16 protein-coding genes and 1 pseudogene are annotated in these 13,976 nt (G+C 68.0%); 6 read left to right on the forward strand and 11 right to left on the reverse strand.

The annotated features are described in order from the left end of the window. The 4 genes from rlmN to pyrH form a co-directional block, all read right to left on the reverse strand. Positions 1 to 1,039, reverse strand: a 1,039-nt coding sequence (gene rlmN, locus A9W96_RS28175; protein WP_067144510.1) for a 23S rRNA (adenine(2503)-C(2))-methyltransferase RlmN, incomplete at its 3' end; no start/stop codon positions are given. Positions 1,040 to 1,073: 34 nt separating this feature from the next. Then, the gene (locus A9W96_RS28180; protein WP_067144511.1) at positions 1,074 to 2,003 is read right to left on the reverse strand and encodes a phosphatidate cytidylyltransferase; all 930 of its coding nucleotides are present in this window, start codon (positions 2,001 to 2,003) and stop codon (positions 1,074 to 1,076) included. A gap of 32 nt (positions 2,004 to 2,035) precedes the next feature. Beyond that, positions 2,036 to 2,593, reverse strand: coding sequence for a ribosome recycling factor (frr, locus tag A9W96_RS28185; RefSeq protein WP_066870247.1), 558 nt, complete (start codon positions 2,591 to 2,593; stop codon positions 2,036 to 2,038). Between the two features lie 63 nt (positions 2,594 to 2,656). Further along, positions 2,657 to 3,490: a UMP kinase gene (gene pyrH, locus A9W96_RS28190; protein ID WP_067144512.1), complete on the reverse strand. Its 834-nt coding sequence runs from the start codon at positions 3,488 to 3,490 to the stop codon at positions 2,657 to 2,659. A 342-nt stretch (positions 3,491 to 3,832) separates the two neighbouring features. On the opposite strand from pyrH, the gene A9W96_RS28195 reads away from it, so the two are divergent. Beyond that, the gene (locus A9W96_RS28195; RefSeq protein ID WP_066870241.1) at positions 3,833 to 4,072 is read left to right on the forward strand and encodes a general stress protein CsbD; all 240 of its coding nucleotides are present in this window, start codon (positions 3,833 to 3,835) and stop codon (positions 4,070 to 4,072) included. A gap of 206 nt (positions 4,073 to 4,278) precedes the next feature. After that, the gene (locus tag A9W96_RS28200) at positions 4,279 to 4,998 is read left to right on the forward strand and encodes a response regulator transcription factor (RefSeq protein ID WP_067144513.1); all 720 of its coding nucleotides are present in this window, start codon (positions 4,279 to 4,281) and stop codon (positions 4,996 to 4,998) included. 45 nt (positions 4,999 to 5,043) lie between these two features. Here the strand turns inward: A9W96_RS28200 and A9W96_RS28205 are convergent, their stop codons facing one another. Both A9W96_RS28205 and A9W96_RS28210 read right to left on the reverse strand, forming a co-directional pair. Then, positions 5,044 to 5,982 carry a lysophospholipid acyltransferase family protein gene (locus tag A9W96_RS28205; RefSeq protein WP_067144514.1) on the reverse strand — a complete coding sequence of 313 codons (939 nt, stop codon included), beginning with the start codon at positions 5,980 to 5,982 and terminating at the stop codon, positions 5,044 to 5,046. Between the two features lie 93 nt (positions 5,983 to 6,075). Next, positions 6,076 to 6,639, reverse strand: coding sequence for an MPT63 family protein (locus A9W96_RS28210; RefSeq protein ID WP_067144515.1), 564 nt, complete (start codon positions 6,637 to 6,639; stop codon positions 6,076 to 6,078). Between the two features lie 303 nt (positions 6,640 to 6,942). Between A9W96_RS28210 and A9W96_RS32415 the strand changes: the two genes are divergently transcribed. Beyond that, complete coding sequence (locus A9W96_RS32415) at positions 6,943 to 7,116, forward strand: hypothetical protein (RefSeq protein ID WP_197499689.1); 174 nt, start codon at positions 6,943 to 6,945, stop codon at positions 7,114 to 7,116. A gap of 90 nt (positions 7,117 to 7,206) precedes the next feature. Then, positions 7,207 to 8,046 carry an SDR family oxidoreductase gene (locus tag A9W96_RS28215; protein ID WP_066870228.1) on the forward strand — a complete coding sequence of 280 codons (840 nt, stop codon included), beginning with the start codon at positions 7,207 to 7,209 and terminating at the stop codon, positions 8,044 to 8,046. Positions 8,047 to 8,099: 53 nt separating this feature from the next. Here A9W96_RS28215 and A9W96_RS28220 read toward each other — a convergent pair whose 3' ends face one another. Then, positions 8,100 to 8,513 carry a ChaB family protein gene (locus A9W96_RS28220; protein ID WP_067144516.1) on the reverse strand — a complete coding sequence of 138 codons (414 nt, stop codon included), beginning with the start codon at positions 8,511 to 8,513 and terminating at the stop codon, positions 8,100 to 8,102. Positions 8,514 to 8,634: 121 nt separating this feature from the next. Here A9W96_RS28220 and A9W96_RS28225 point away from each other — a divergent pair, with 121 nt between their 5' ends. Beyond that, on the forward strand, positions 8,635 to 9,054 hold the full coding sequence (locus A9W96_RS28225) for a MarR family winged helix-turn-helix transcriptional regulator (protein ID WP_067144517.1): 420 nt from the start codon (positions 8,635 to 8,637) through the stop codon (positions 9,052 to 9,054). Between the two features lie 34 nt (positions 9,055 to 9,088). Here A9W96_RS28225 and A9W96_RS28230 read toward each other — a convergent pair whose 3' ends face one another. From A9W96_RS28230 to rpsB, 3 genes are all read right to left on the reverse strand, one after another. Then, on the reverse strand, positions 9,089 to 10,495 hold the full coding sequence (locus tag A9W96_RS28230) for an amidase (protein WP_067144518.1): 1,407 nt from the start codon (positions 10,493 to 10,495) through the stop codon (positions 9,089 to 9,091). 78 nt (positions 10,496 to 10,573) lie between these two features. Then, complete coding sequence (gene tsf, locus A9W96_RS28235; RefSeq protein WP_066870216.1) at positions 10,574 to 11,401, reverse strand: translation elongation factor Ts; 828 nt, start codon at positions 11,399 to 11,401, stop codon at positions 10,574 to 10,576. Positions 11,402 to 11,413: 12 nt separating this feature from the next. Then, entirely contained in the window at positions 11,414 to 12,247 is an 834-nt protein-coding gene (gene rpsB, locus A9W96_RS28240) for a 30S ribosomal protein S2 (protein ID WP_066870213.1), read from the reverse strand. A gap of 303 nt (positions 12,248 to 12,550) precedes the next feature. Here rpsB and A9W96_RS28245 point away from each other — a divergent pair. Next, positions 12,551 to 13,045: pseudogene (locus tag A9W96_RS28245) on the forward strand (M23 family metallopeptidase); the annotation flags it as partial. A 15-nt stretch (positions 13,046 to 13,060) separates the two neighbouring features. Here the strand turns inward: A9W96_RS28245 and A9W96_RS28250 are convergent. Next, positions 13,061 to 13,957 carry a tyrosine recombinase XerC gene (locus tag A9W96_RS28250; RefSeq protein ID WP_067144519.1) on the reverse strand — a complete coding sequence of 299 codons (897 nt, stop codon included), beginning with the start codon at positions 13,955 to 13,957 and terminating at the stop codon, positions 13,061 to 13,063. Positions 13,958 to 13,976: the final 19 nt, after the last annotated feature.

Raw genomic sequence — 13,976 nt, forward strand, 5'->3', positions numbered from 1 at the left:
TGTCGCGCACCGTGCAGGAAACGCCTTTGGCGCGGACGCGCCGGACGAACTCCCGCTCGACCGGCTTGGGGCTGGCGTCCCACTCACTACCCGGGGTGGGGTTGAGTGGAATCAGGTTCACGTGCACCAGCGGGCCGAGCGCGCGATGCAGCCGCTGCCCCAAAAGGTCTGCGCGCCAAGGCTGATCGTTGACGTCGCGGATCAACGCGTACTCCACCGACACCCGCCTGCCCGTGACGTCGGCGTAATACCGCGCGGCGTCGAGGGCTTCGGTGATCTTCCACCGGTTGTTCACCGGCACCAGGGTGTCGCGCAGTTCGTCGTCGGGCGCGTGCAGCGACAGCGCCAACGTCACCCCGAGCCGTTCGTCGGCGAGCTTGCGGATGGCGGGCGCCAGCCCCACCGTCGACACGGTCACCGAACGGGCCGAGATGCCGAAACCGTGGGGCGGCGCGGCGGTGATGCGCCGCACCGCGGCCACCACGCGGGCGTAATTGGCCAGCGGCTCCCCCATGCCCATGAACACCACGTTGGACAGCCGGTCCCCGAAGTCGTCGCGCAGGGCTGCGGCGCCGGCGCGGACCTGCTCGAGGATCTCCGCCGTCGACAGGTTGCGAGTCAGCCCGCCCTGACCGGTCGCGCAGAACGGACACGCCATGCCGCAACCGGCCTGCGACGAAATGCACACCGTGTTGCGTTGCGGGTAACGCATCAGCACCGACTCGACGGTGACCCCATCGAGGGCCCGCCACAACGTCTTTCGCGTCTGGCCTGCGTCGCAGGTCACCTCGGCGGCCGCGGTGAGCAGGATCGGGAACATCGTCTCGGCGAGGGCGTCGCGCAGGCCCGCCGGCAGGTCGGTCATCTGCCGCGGGTCGGCGATCAGCCGCGCGTAGTACTGATGCGCCAGCTGCTTGGCGCGAAACGCCGGCAGGCCCAGCTCGGTGACGGCGGCCGTGCGACCGTCCTCGTCGAGGTCGGCCAGGTGCCGCGGCGGCCTGCCGGGACGCGGCTCGGAGAAAACCAGTTGTGCAACCATGACCTGTCCAGTATCGCCTCTCGACCGGACCGGCCTAGGGAACGAGGGTCAGCACCGTCCAGGCGGCGACCGCCGAGGGCAGGACGCCGTCGAGCCGATCCATCAGTCCGCCGTGGCCGGGCAGCAGCCGTCCCATGTCCTTGATGCCGAGGTCGCGCTTGACCTGAGACTCCACCAGATCCCCCAACGTGCAGGTCAGCACCAGGATGACGCCCAGCAACGCGCCGATCCACCATGGTTTGTGGGCCAGCAAAGTCGCGGTCAGCGTCGCCGCGGTGATCCCGAACACCAACGATCCGGCGAACCCCTCCCACGACTTCTTGGGGCTGATCGCCGGAACCATCGGGTGCTTGCCGAGTAGCGCCCCCACGGCATACCCGCCGGTGTCGGAGGCGACGACGGTGATCATCAGGCAGAACACCCGTCCGGCGCCGTCGTGCGGGTAGACCAGCAGCACGCCGAAGGAGGCGAACAGCGGCACCCAGGCGGCCAGGAACACCGTCGCCGAGGCGTCCCGGAGGTAGTTGGCCGACGGCGACCCGTCGAACGGCTCGGGCCGTTTGGTGTTGTCCTGCATGAACAGCCGCCACACGTTGCAGACCACCACGGTGATGCCGAAGCCGGCCAGGGCGCCCGCGGCGTGGAATGGCCAGGTCAGCCAGACGGTGAGCTGGCCGCCGGCCAGCAACGGGATGACCGGGATGACGTAGCCGGCTTCGCGCAATCGCCGCACCACTTCGTGGGTGGCCACCATGATGGCGAGCGCGACGATGGGAACCCAGAACCGCGGGGCGAACACCAGCGTGACGATCAGCACACCGCCGATCCCGGCTCCCACCGCGATGGCGGCGCGCAGGTCGCGTCCGGCCCGGGACGTCTTCTTGGCCGGCTGCGCGCTCGTCTTCTTGGCGGCGCGCGCCCGATTGTCGGGCGGGTTGCCTGCGCCGGGTTCTGGGGTTGCCACTGGCCTGGATGAACTTAGCTGCTGAGCGGTCGTCAGACCTCCAGCAGTTCGCCTTCTTTGTGCTTGACCAGCTCTTCGATCTGGGTGATGTACTGGTGGGTGGTCTTGTCCAGGTCCTTTTCGGCCCGGCCGACCTCGTCCTCGCCGGCCTCGCCGTCCTTGCGAATGCGGTGCAGCTCCTCCATCGCCTTGCGGCGGATGTTGCGCACCGAGACCTTGGCGTCCTCGCCCTTGCCCTTGGCCTGTTTGACCAGCTCGCGGCGGCGTTCCTCGGTGAGCTGCGGGACCGCCACCCGGATCAGGGTGCCGTCGTTGGTGGGGTTGACGCCCAGGTCGGAGTTGCGGATCGCCGTCTCGATCGCGCCGACCTGGCTGGCCTCGTAGGGCTTGATGACGACCAGGCGCGCCTCGGGCACGTTGATACTGGCCAGTTGGGTGATGGGCGTGGCCGAGCCGTAGTAGTCGATCACGATCCGCGAGAACATGCCGGGGTTGGCCCGCCCGGTTCGGATGGTCGACAGGTCGTCGCGGGCGACCGCTACGGCTTTCTCCATTTTCTCTTCCGCGTCGAAGAGAGCCTCGTCAATCATGTGCGCCGCTCCTCCTCAGCTGCGTTGCGGATCCTCGCAAGCGCAGATCATCGCGTCTTCGGTTCAGGTGGTGACCAGAGTCCCGATCTTCTCACCAGCGACCGCCCGGGCGATATTGCCATTGGTCAGCAGGTTGAACACCAGGATCGGCATGCCATTGTCCATGCACAGGCTGAACGCGGTGGCATCGGCCACTCGTAACCCCCGGTCGATGACCTCGCGGTGGCTGATCGCGGCGATCAATTCGGCGTCGGGATGCTGCCGCGGATCCGCGGAGAACACGCCGTCGACGGCCTTGGCCATCAGGACCACCTCGGCGCCGATCTCCAGGGCGCGCTGCGCGGCCGTCGTGTCGGTGGAGAAGTACGGCAGTCCCATGCCGGCCCCGAAGATCACCATGGGCCCCTGTTCCAGGTGACGCACGGCGCGCAGCGGCAGGTAGGGCTCGGCCACCTGGCCCATGGTGATCGCGGTCTGGACGCGGGTGACGATGCCTTCCTTCTCCAGAAAGTCTTGCAGCGCAAGGCTGTTCATGACGGTGCCCAACATGCCCATGTAGTCCGACCGGGTGCGTTCCATGCCGCGCTGCTGAAGCTGCGCGCCCCGAAAGAAGTTGCCACCGCCGATGACGACGGCCACCTGCACACCGCCGCGGACCACCTCGGCGATCTGCCGGGCCACCCGCGCCACCACGTCCGGGTCCAGGCCGACCTGCCCGCCGCCGAACATCTCACCGCCGAGCTTGAGCAGCACTCGCGAGTACCTGGCCCGGCTCGGGGACTGGCCGCCAACCAGGCCGTTGTCCGGTGCGGATTTCGGTATGCCGTTGCTGGCGGTTGTCGGCTCCGGCCTTCCAGCCGCCGCGCCGGCGACTTGGGGGTCCCTGGACTCCGTCATCAGACTCCTCGCATGAGAGTGCCATCCCGGGCGATCTCCATCCGGAACGGCATTTCACATCCTGCCTCATCGCAGCACAATGCGACGTCGGCGGGGTGCATTATGCGCATAGTTGGCGTGCCGGACCAATTTTCGAGTCTCCAGGTACCGGAATTCGTCCACGCCGATGCCGCCGTTGCCCCGCGTTTGAGCGATGCATGGCATGGGAACCCGCAACAACGCGGCAGAATTACGCGGTCTCAAGCAACGAGGACCAGCCTCGCCGTATGACCGGGTTGATCGCTCGCGATCGCCGTTGAGCGTGGATCGCTCAGAGTACGCCAACGAGGAGGAACACTTTCCATGGCTGAAGAAAACAAGTCGGGACCTGCCGAAGCTGTCAAGGGCGTCGTCGAGGACGCCAAAGGAAAGGCCAAGGAGGCCGTCGGCGCGGTGGCGGGTCGTGATGACCTGACCCGCGAGGGCCAGGCGCAGCAGGACAAGGCCGACGCGCAGCGCGACGCAGCGAAGAAGGAAGCCGAGGCGGAAGCCGCGCGCGGTGGCGCCAAGGCGGCCGAGGAGCGCCAGAAGGACAACCAGTAACAGGGCTGTGAACGATGGGCCCGATCCGTGAAAACGGGTCGGGCCCATCGTCTTTCTTTCCGGCAGGTTCGGCCGGTGAAAAGCCTGAGGTTGCATAGCTTTGCATAGTTTTCGGCGGGACGGGTATCCAGGCGTAGCGCTGTAAGACATCTCCACAGAGGTGCCTACGGACCGGGGGGGAAGCCGGGACGTGACGAGGTTTGGAGATGCTGTTGGACGTGGTGGTGCTCACCGACGAGGACGATTTCGAATCGGCCCTGCCGGACTTGGCCGCGTTCGCCCAACCGATTCGCCGCATCGCCCTGACGGCCGAGACCGACGGGCATCTCGCTACCGCGGACGTCGCGATCATCGACGCGCGCAGCAACGTGGCGCTGGCCCAGGCGGTCAGTCATCGCCTCACGACCGACAACCCCGCCACCGCGGTGGTCGCCCTGGTGGCGCCGGCGGACTGTGCGGCGGTCGACGTCGACTGCAATTTCGACGACGTGATGCTGCCCGGCACCTGTGCCGAGGAGTTGCAGGCGCGGTTCCGGCTGGCGATCGGGCGGCGCCGCAGCGTGATCGACGGCACGCTGAAGTTCGGCGACCTGGTCCTGCATCCGGCCAGTTTCACCGCGTCGCTGGACGGCCAGGATCTGTGTCTGACCCTCACCGAGTTCAAACTGCTGAATTTCCTTGTGCAGCATGCCGGTCAGGCGTTCACCCGGACCCGGCTGATGCAGGAAGTGTGGGGTTATGACAGCACCGGCAAGGTGCGCACCGTCGACGTGCACATCCGGCGGTTGCGCACCAAGCTCGGCGCCCGGCACCAATTCCTGGTCGACACCGTGCGAGGTGTCGGCTACCGGGCGGCGACGCCGCCGCAACCCGAATGGATCGTCGCCGACGCCGGTCTCCACCTCAACGGAACGCGGGCAGGCTGACCCTAACGGCCGTAATTAGCTGCGCTGCAGCGCTTCCGTGCCTGGTCAGCCGAATAAGGGGAACGCGCGCTTGCGCGCCAGCGCATTCATCCCGTCCTGGATGGCGTGTTGCACCTCATGGTATTTGCGTTCGACGTATTGGTCGTCGTCAGCCTTCGCGGGATCGTTGTCGAGTTCGACCGCGGGCATGAAGCGGGTGCGGATCTTGGCCGGCAGGGGCAGCTGCGGCAGCGCCGCCGGCGCGATACCCCACGGCAACGAGACGGCCAACGGGAACACCTTGAGCCGCAGGATCTTATCCAGGCGCAGAGCTTTCGACAGCCGGTCCCCGCGGATCAGCACCGGCATCGCGTCGGCGCCGCCCACGGTGGCGATGGGCACGATCGGCACCCCGGCCCGGATCGCCATCTTGACGAAGCCGGTCCGCCCCGCCAGGTTGGCCTGATCGCGCTCGGTCCACGGGCGCAGCGAATCCACTTCCCCGCCGGGCCACAACGCCACGTCACGCCCCTCTGCCAGGGCGGTCGCGATCGCGTCGGGGGCGGCCGGCAAAACGCCCATGGACCGGAAGTAGCGCCCGAACAACGGAATCGCCATCAATGCATCGTGGGCGGTCCCGTGCAGGGTGCGCTCCTGTCCGAACCGCCGCCACCATTGCAGACCGACGGTCCACGCGTCCCACACGAACGGCGCCCCGGAATGAATCCCCACCAACAGCGCCGGTGGCGACTCGGGGATGTTCTCCCAACCGTCGATCTCCATGCGAAACCAGTAGTCCACCAGCACATTCCACAGATACTTCTGGCGCTGCAGGGCGGTCTCGTCCTGACCGGACAGATCCCATCTCCCCGCGCGTTCGGCCACCCAACCGCTCACCCCGCCGGTTTGCTTGCTGCGTCGTTCTTCCATGGCCGCGCGGGCTTGCTCGGCGTTCCGCTTCGCCTGGGCACGCACCGGCGCCGGCCTGTGATCCGGGTTACTCATGAGTAGTCGCATACCCGATTCGAGCGCGCACGATTCCCCTCAATGCAAATCTCCCCGCGCCACGGCGGTGTGGCGCGGGGAGATTTACTCAGATCAGGCGTGTGCCGCGGGTGCGGGTGCAGGCGCCGGCGGCGCACCCGGTGCCGGGCTGTTCGGCGCACCCGGCGCCGCGCCACCCTCGACGTTGGACGTCCAGATCAGGACGTCCTGGTTGCCGTCGTTGTAGACGACGCCGTTCGGCGGCGCGCCGGTCACGTCGAAGTACAGCGTGCCGGTCGACTCGTTGCCCGGCGCGATCGGCGCCGGGTTGAGCCCGTTGGGCGCCCCCACCTTGTCGATCACGCGGTAGTTCTGGCCGTTGGGCCCGCGGGCGATGAAGTCGTTGACCATCGGGGTGACCAGCCCACCGTCCGACCTGGCGCTGATGTCGGCCTGGTACAGCGTGCCTTTCGGCGTGTACCCGGGAATCGTGACATTGCTGGGCTGCAGGTTGCTGACCGTGTAGTTGGTGATCAGCGGCCCGTCCACCAGTTGTTCGCTGGTGCCGAACCCCTGAATGTTGGGCGCGGCGGCCGCGGGCGTCGCTGCGAAGACGCTCGCCACCGCTATCCCCCCGGCAGCGGCAGCTGTCGCGACGGCAGTCTTGGTGACCTTCATTGTCCATTCCTTTCGTGTCGAACAATTGCCCCCCGGAAGGGCATGACGATATAAGCAGCAAATAGCCAACCGACTTCCGCTTTAAACACCGACGTTCGCCCCGTTAGCCAAATTGCCCGGTTAGAGACGCAAAATTGTTGCTTTCGCGGGGAGCACCTTCAGCCTCAGTTGATAACAGCTGCACCATCATTCACATTCGGCACGGTGATTAGTCCGGGTGCTGAGGGGTAACCGGTGCGCTGAGGCCCGCGTCTGGCAAATGTCGGGGGCGCAAGCCGAGACAGCCGCAAAGGGGGCAGTTAGGTGCAACGCGGAAACTCCAAGCACGGCTCACGCGAGGACGACGCGCTCAAGGAGGAACTGGAGGGCACGATTCGCGGCAATCGATCCAGTCGCAGCGAGGAATGGCGCGATCCGGAGCCGCCCGCCGACGACGACCCCGATGTTCCGACGGCGGGCCCGGCGCAGCGCGACTGATAAAGCGGTGCACCGTTAAAACCGGCAAGATGCTCGGCCTGCCCGAAACGTCAATCACACAACAAACTTCGAATCGGTAAAGGAAATGGCATGGGCTTCGTGGCGCAGCAACAATCCGTTCCTGGCGTACAGGCGCAGATGGACCCGATTCCCGACTGTGGTGAAAACAGTTACCAGGGCTCGGGAAAACTGCTGGGCAAAAAGGCGATCATCACCGGCGGCGATAGCGGCATCGGGCGCGCCGTCGCGATCGCCTTTGCGCGCGAGGGCGCTGACGTGTTGATCGCCTACCTCAACGAGGACGACGACGCGCGTGACGTCGCCCGTTACGTCACCAATGCCGGTCGCAACTGCGTGTTGGTGCCCGGCGACCTCTCCGATGCCGCGCACTGCCGCGCCGTGGTGGACCGCGCGGTGCAGGAGTTGGGCGGCGTGGACATCCTGGTCAACAACGCCGCCTTTCAGATGATGCACAAGAGTCTCGACGAGATCAGCGACGAGGAGTGGGAGTACACGTTCCGGCTCAACATCGGTGCGTACTTCTACCTCGCCAAGGCCGCCGTGCCGCACATGCGCCCGGGCTCGTCGATCATCGGCAGCTCGTCGGTGAATTCCGATAGTCCCAACCCGACCCTGGCGCCGTACGCGGCGACGAAGGCGGCGATCGCGAATTTCTCGGCCAGCTTGGCCCAGCTTCTGGGCGACAAGGGGATTCGCGTCAACAGCGTGGCACCCGGACCGATCTGGACGCCCCTGATCCCGTCGACGATGCCGCCGGACAGCGTGGAATCCTTCGGGGACAACGTGCCCCTCGGGCGCGCGGGTCAGCCGGCCGAACTCGCCGCGATCTACGTGTTGTTGGCCTCCGACGACGCGAGCTACATCTCCGGGGCCCGGGTGGCCGTCACTGGCGGCCGGCCGATCCTCTAGCGAAAAGCGTTACACCGCGGCGCATCCCGCCCTAGCACGGTCCGCGCTGCCGCTCAGCGACCCCGGACCTTGCGGTTGTGCTTCTTGATCGCGTCCACCAACTCCGACTTGTTCATGCTGGACCGGCCGGCGATGTCGAGCCGACGGGCCAGGTCGAGCAGGTGTTTTTTGCTGGCGTTGGCGTCGACACCCTCGGCCGATTGACCGGTCGGACGCCGGCCACCGCTCTTGGCCCGCTCGTCGGACGGGCCCTTTTTGTCCTTGGGCTCCCAGTGATCGCCCACCTTCTCGAAACTGTGCTTGACGGCGGAGTAGGCCACCCGGTGGGCGCGCTCCTCGCTGCCGTATTCGTCGGCGGCCGCATCATGGGTTTTCGCGAACGTGCGCTGGGCCTTGGCGCTGGACCGTTGCAATGTGCTGGGCAATTCGCTCTTTTTTGCCGCGCCGCCCTTTGTCGTCTTCGGCATCGAACCTCCTCGGGTACCACAAGCGCTTTCTGGTAGCCAACCGGTTACCCCGTTGCGGCGCGGACAATCACGGTCTGCCCAATGTGCGTCGGTCCGGCAGAAATATGTCAATATCGTTGACATGATTCAGGCCGACGATGCTCCGCTGGGGTACCTGCTGTACCGGGTGGGCGCGGTGCTGCGACCCGAGGTTGCCGCCGCGTTGGGCCCGCTGGGCCTCACCCTGCCCGAATTCGTTTGCCTGCGCATTCTTTCGATGTTGCCGGGAATGTCGAGCGCCGAATTGTCTCGCCACACCAACGTCACCCCGCAGGCGATGAACACCGTGCTGCGCAAGCTGGAGGAAGTCGGGGCGGTGGCGCGCCCGTCGTCGGTGTCCTCCGGGCGGGCGCTGCCGGCCAACCTGACCGGGCAGGGCCGCGCCCTGCTCAAGCGCGCCGAAGGAGCGGTCCGCGGTGCCGACGCCCGCATCCTGAGCAAGCTCACCGAAACCCAGCAGCGCGAATTCAAAAGGATGCTCGAGAAACTCGGCTCCGACTAGCACTAGCGGCGATCGCAAGCGCGGCGAAGCCGGATCACCCGGCGGCCTGGATGCGCGCCCATGGCCGCGCCTCTTCGAGCTCGTAGGCCAATTCGAGCAGCAGCGCTTCCTGACCCATATCGGCCGACAGCATCATGCCCACCGGCATGCCGTCGGCGGACTGGGCCAGCGGCAGCGAGATCGCGGGTTCCCCGGTGACGTTGTGCAGCGGGGTGAACGACACCCAGTCGATCAGCCGGCTGATCACCTGCCGGTAATCGGTCGGCGCCAGGAACCCGATGCGCGGCGTCTCGTCGGCGACGGTCGGCGTGAGCACCGCGTCGTAAGTGCGGGCGAATCGCGCGGTGCGCCGGCGCGCCCGGCGCAGCCGCATGATCGCCGCCGGTAGGCGGTGCAGGTTGCGGCTGGTGTGCCGGAGCAGACCCAGCGTCAGGCTGTCGAGCTTGCTGCGATCGAACGTCTCACCGAACATGTGTCGCCCGCCGCTCACCTGGCCCAGCGCCAGGAAACCCCAATACAACACGAAGTCGTCGACGAAACTGGCCGCGACCGGGGGCTGGTCGACGTGTTCGACCCGGTGGCCCAGCTCCTCGAGCAGGCCCGCGGACTTCAGCGTCAGCTCGCGCACCTGCGGGCTGCACTCGCGCTGTATCGAACGGGTGAGCACCGCGATCCGCAAGCGCTGCCGGCCGGGCCCGGTGACGTCGCCGATCGGTGCCAGCTTGGGGTTGCGCCAGATGCGTTCGGCCTCGCGGTAGAAGGCCGCGGTGTCGCGCACCGAACGGGACACCACCCCGTTGACGACGACGCCCACCGGCATCCGGCGCAGCGTCGCGTCCAGGGGCAACCGCCCGCGCGACGGTTTGAGCCCGACCAACCCGTTGCAGGCGGCCGGAATTCGGATCGAGCCGCCGCCGTCGTTGGCGTGCGCCATGGGCACCACGCCGGCGGCGACGAAGGCACCCGATCCCGACGACGACGCTCCGGCGGTGTAGTCGGTGTCCCACGGGTTGCGGACCGGGCCCAGGCGAGGGTGTTCGGCCGACGCGCTGAAGCCGAATTCCGACAGCTGCGTCTTGCCCACCGAGGTCAGCCCGGTGGCGAGATAGAGCTGAGTGAACACGCTGTCGGCGACGGCATTGCGGCGCGCCCACGCATCGGTGCCGTGCATCGAAGGCTGCCCGGCGACGTCGATGTTGTCCTTGATGAACGTCGGGACGCCGCCGAAGTAGCCCGCCACCGGGGCCGCCGCGCCGGCCCGCGCTTGGTCAAAAGCCGCGTACGCCAAGCCATTCAGCAGCGGGTCGACGGCCTCGGTGCGGGCGATCGCGGCCTCGATGACCTCGGCCCGGCCCACCCGGCCGGACCGAAGGGCGTCGGCCAGGCCGACCGCGTCCAGATCGCCAAGGGCATCGTCGCCGAACGCGTGCACGTGTCGCATAGCACTGACGCTAACCCGCGCACCCTGCCGACCGGGAGGTTTCCCGGCTTGTCCGCGGCCGGGGCGGTCAGGCCTCGATCAGGCCTGACCCACCTCGAAGCGAACGAAGCGCGTGACGGTGACACCGGCGTCCTCGAGCAGCGCCTTGACGGTCTTCTTGCTATCGGACACCGACGGCTGCTCGAGCAGCACCGCGTCCTTGAAGAAGCCGTTCAGCCGGCCCTCGACGATCTTGGGCAGGGCCTGCTCCGGCTTGCCCTCCGCCTTGGCGGTTTCCTCGGCGATGCGGCGCTCGCTGGCCACCACGTCCTCGGGCACGTCCTCGCGCGAGAGGTAGCGGGCCTTGAGCGCGGCGATCTGCAGCGCGACGGCGTGCGCCGCCTCGGTGTCCGAGCCCTGGTATTCGACCAGCACGCCGACCGCGGGCGGCAAATCGGCCGCCCGCCGGTGCAGGTAGGTCTCGACGGTGCCGTCAAAGTTCGCGACGCGGCGCAGCTCCAGCTTCTCGCCGATCTTGGCCGACAGCTCCGCGATGGCCTGCTCGACGGTCTTCGTGCCCGAGGCTTGGTCAATAGAAGAAGCCTTGAGCTCGTCGATGTCCTTAGCCTTCGACGACACGGCCGCCGCCACGATCTGGTCGGCCAGCGCCTGGAACTCCGCGTTCTTGGCGACGAAGTCGGTCTCGCTGTTCAGCTCGATCAGCGCGCCGCCCTGGGCCGCGACCAGACCTTCGGCCGTCGCACGCTCGGCACGCTTGCCGACGTCCTTGGCGCCCTTGATCCGCAGCGCCTCGACGGCCTTGTCGAAGTCGCCGTCGCTTTCGGCCAGCGCGTTCTTGCAGTCGAGCATGCCGGCACCGGTGAGTTCCCGAAGCCGCTTGACGTCGGCAGCGGTGAAGTTCGCCAATGTTCAGCCTTCCTAAGAGGGGTCAGTTGTTGATTCCGGGGTGCCCGCAGCGGCGTCGGTGGGGGCGGTGGTGGTAGCGGACGCCAGCAGCTCCTGCTCCCATTCGGCGAGCGGCTCGGCGGCTTCCGCCTCGGGCTTGCCGTCACCACGGCCGACCCCGGCGCGGGCCTGCAGGCCCTCGGCGACGGCGGAGGCGATCACCTTGGTCAGCAACGCGGCCGAACGGATCGCGTCGTCGTTGCCCGGGATCGGGTAGTCGACCTCGTCGGGGTCGCAGTTGGTGTCCAGGATCGCAATGATCGGGATGTTCAGCTTGCGAGCCTCCGCAACCGCGAGGTGCTCCTTGTTGGTGTCGACGACCCAGATGGCCGACGGCACCTTGGCCATGTCGCGGATACCGCCGAGGCTGCGCTCGAGCTTGTTCTTCTCGCGGGTCAGCATCAAGATTTCCTTCTTGGTGCGGCCCTCGAAGCCACCGGTCTGCTCCATCGCCTCGAGCTCCTTGAGGCGCTGCAGCCGCTTGTGCACGGTGGAGAAGTTGGTCAGCATGCCGCCCAGCCAGCGCTGGTTGACGTAGGGCATGCCGACGCGGGTCGCCTCGGCGGCGACGGACTCCTGCGCCTGCTTCTTGGTGCCGACGAACAGGATGCTGCCACCATGCGCGACCGTCTCTTTGACGAACTCGTACGCCTGGTCGATGAAGGTCAGCGTCTGCTGCAGGTCGATGATGTAGATGCCGTTGCGGTCGGTGAAGATGAACCGCTTCATCTTGGGATTCCAGCGACGGGTCTGGTGCCCGAAGTGGGTGCCGCTGTCGAGCAGCTGCTTCATGGTTACGACGGCCATGGTTGTGCCTTAACTTGTGTCGGTTGTCGCCTGGCATCGGGTGAGGCCGGGCCCTGGCGGCTGCTGCGATGCCGGACCCAGCCGGGAAAACCCGGTCGGGACCGCCCGGCATGCGATTGCGAACTCCTCGTGGAACCAGAGACGCGATGCAGACGCGCGAAGTCAGCCCGCGAACGAGCTGCGACCAGCAGTTTACACCGACTCAGCAGGTGCTTTTACCACGCTTCCCCAACCGGGCCGCTCCTGCACAGACCCGGCGGGACTCGGCTGGACCGGCCGTTCGGGACCCGCTGAACTGCCTGGATGCGGTGGAGTGCGCTGCTGTTGTGTGCGGGCCTGGTCAGCGCGGTGCCGGCGGTTGCCGCTGCGGATCGCCTGCAGTGGCCGCTGCGCCCGCCGCCGGCCGTCGTCCGGGGATTCGACGCCCCGGCCCAGGACTGGCATCCCGGACACCGGGGCGTGGACCTGGCCGGGGCGGCGGGCCAGCCGGTGTACGCCGCGGGCACCGCGACGGTGGTGTTCGCCGGGTCGCTGGCCGGACGGCCCGTGGTGTCGCTGGCCCACCCGGGCGGGTTGCACACCAGTTACGAGCCGGTCCGGGCGAGTGTGCGGGTCGGTCAGCCGGTGACGGCCGCGACCGTGATCGGTGAGCTGGTCGCCGGGCACCCCGGGTGTCCGGCCTCTCGAGCTGGAGGGGCGTGCCTGCATTGGGGCGCGATGTGGGGGCCGGCCTCGGGCGCGCGCTATGTCGATCCGCTCGGCCTGCTGGAATCCACGCCGATCCGGCTCAAACCGCTGCAGCCGTGAGGCGGCTCAGGCCCGGGGATGGGCCTGGTCGTGCACCGCGCGCAGCCGGGACACCGCGACGTGGGTGTAGAGCTGGGTCGTCGCCAGACTGGAGTGCCCGAGCAGCTCCTGAACCACGCGCAGGTCGGCCCCGCCCTCGAGGAGATGCGTGGCCGCGCTGTGCCGCAGGCCGTGCGGTCCGAGGTCCGGAGCGCCGTCCACCGCCGCGACCGTCTGGTGCACCACCGTGCGCGCCTGGCGGACGTCGAGGCGGCGGCCCCGCGTGCCCAGCAGCAGCGCCGGACCCGACTCCGCGTTGGCCAGGGCGGGACGCCCGTCGGCCAGCCACGCGTCGAGCGCCTCGGCGGCGGGCCGGCCGAACGGCGCGCTGCGCTGCTTGTTGCCCTTGCCCAGCACGCGAACCAGGCGATGGTGGGTGTCGACGTCGTCGATGTCCAGGCCACACAGCTCGCTGACCCGGATCCCGGTGGCGTACAACATCTCGACGATCAGCCGGTCCCGCAGTGCCAGCGGATCACCCTGCTGCGCACCGGATTTGGCGGCGGCCATGGCGTCGGCGGCCTGATCCTGGCGCAGTACCGCGGGCAGGGTGCGGTGCGCCTTGGGGACCTGCAGCCGGGCGGCGGGATCGGCGCTGAGCAGGCCGCGGCGCAGCGCCCACGCGGTGAAGGCCTTGACGGCCGAGGTGCGCCGGGCCAGCGTCGTGCGGGCGACGCCGGCCGCGGCCGCGGCGGACAACCACGAGCGCAGCAGCGGCAGGCTGAGCCCGTCCAGACCCGCGCCGCGGTCGCCGATGAAGGCGAGCAGCGAGCGCAGGTCACCGAGGTAGGCGCGGCGGGTGTGCGCCGAGCGCCCGCACTGCAACTCCAGGTACTCGTCGAACTCTTCGAGGATCGCCTGCACTCCCCCACGGTCGCAGGGA

The sequence above is a fragment of the Mycobacterium sp. 1245852.3 genome (assembly GCF_001669335.1).
Lineage (GTDB): Bacteria > Actinomycetota > Actinomycetes > Mycobacteriales > Mycobacteriaceae > Mycobacterium > Mycobacterium europaeum_A.

Excerpts from the sequence above, each read along its gene's own strand:
- frr (WP_066870247.1), bottom strand. The coding sequence starts at position 2,593 with ATGATTGACGAGGCTCTCTTCGACGCGGAAGAGAAAATGGAGAAAGCC.
- pyrH (WP_067144512.1), bottom strand. The coding sequence starts at position 3,490 with ATGACGGAGTCCAGGGACCCCCAAGTCGCCGGCGCGGCGGCTGGAAGG.
- A9W96_RS28195 (WP_066870241.1), top strand. The coding sequence starts at position 3,833 with ATGGCTGAAGAAAACAAGTCGGGACCTGCCGAAGCTGTCAAGGGCGTC.
- A9W96_RS28200 (WP_067144513.1), top strand. The coding sequence starts at position 4,279 with ATGCTGTTGGACGTGGTGGTGCTCACCGACGAGGACGATTTCGAATCG.
- A9W96_RS28205 (WP_067144514.1), bottom strand. The coding sequence starts at position 5,982 with ATGAGTAACCCGGATCACAGGCCGGCGCCGGTGCGTGCCCAGGCGAAG.
- A9W96_RS28210 (WP_067144515.1), bottom strand. The coding sequence starts at position 6,639 with ATGAAGGTCACCAAGACTGCCGTCGCGACAGCTGCCGCTGCCGGGGGG.
- A9W96_RS28215 (WP_066870228.1), top strand. The coding sequence starts at position 7,207 with ATGGGCTTCGTGGCGCAGCAACAATCCGTTCCTGGCGTACAGGCGCAG.
- A9W96_RS28220 (WP_067144516.1), bottom strand. The coding sequence starts at position 8,513 with ATGCCGAAGACGACAAAGGGCGGCGCGGCAAAAAAGAGCGAATTGCCC.
- A9W96_RS28225 (WP_067144517.1), top strand. The coding sequence starts at position 8,635 with ATGATTCAGGCCGACGATGCTCCGCTGGGGTACCTGCTGTACCGGGTG.
- A9W96_RS28230 (WP_067144518.1), bottom strand. The coding sequence starts at position 10,495 with ATGCGACACGTGCACGCGTTCGGCGACGATGCCCTTGGCGATCTGGAC.
- rpsB (WP_066870213.1), bottom strand. The coding sequence starts at position 12,247 with ATGGCCGTCGTAACCATGAAGCAGCTGCTCGACAGCGGCACCCACTTC.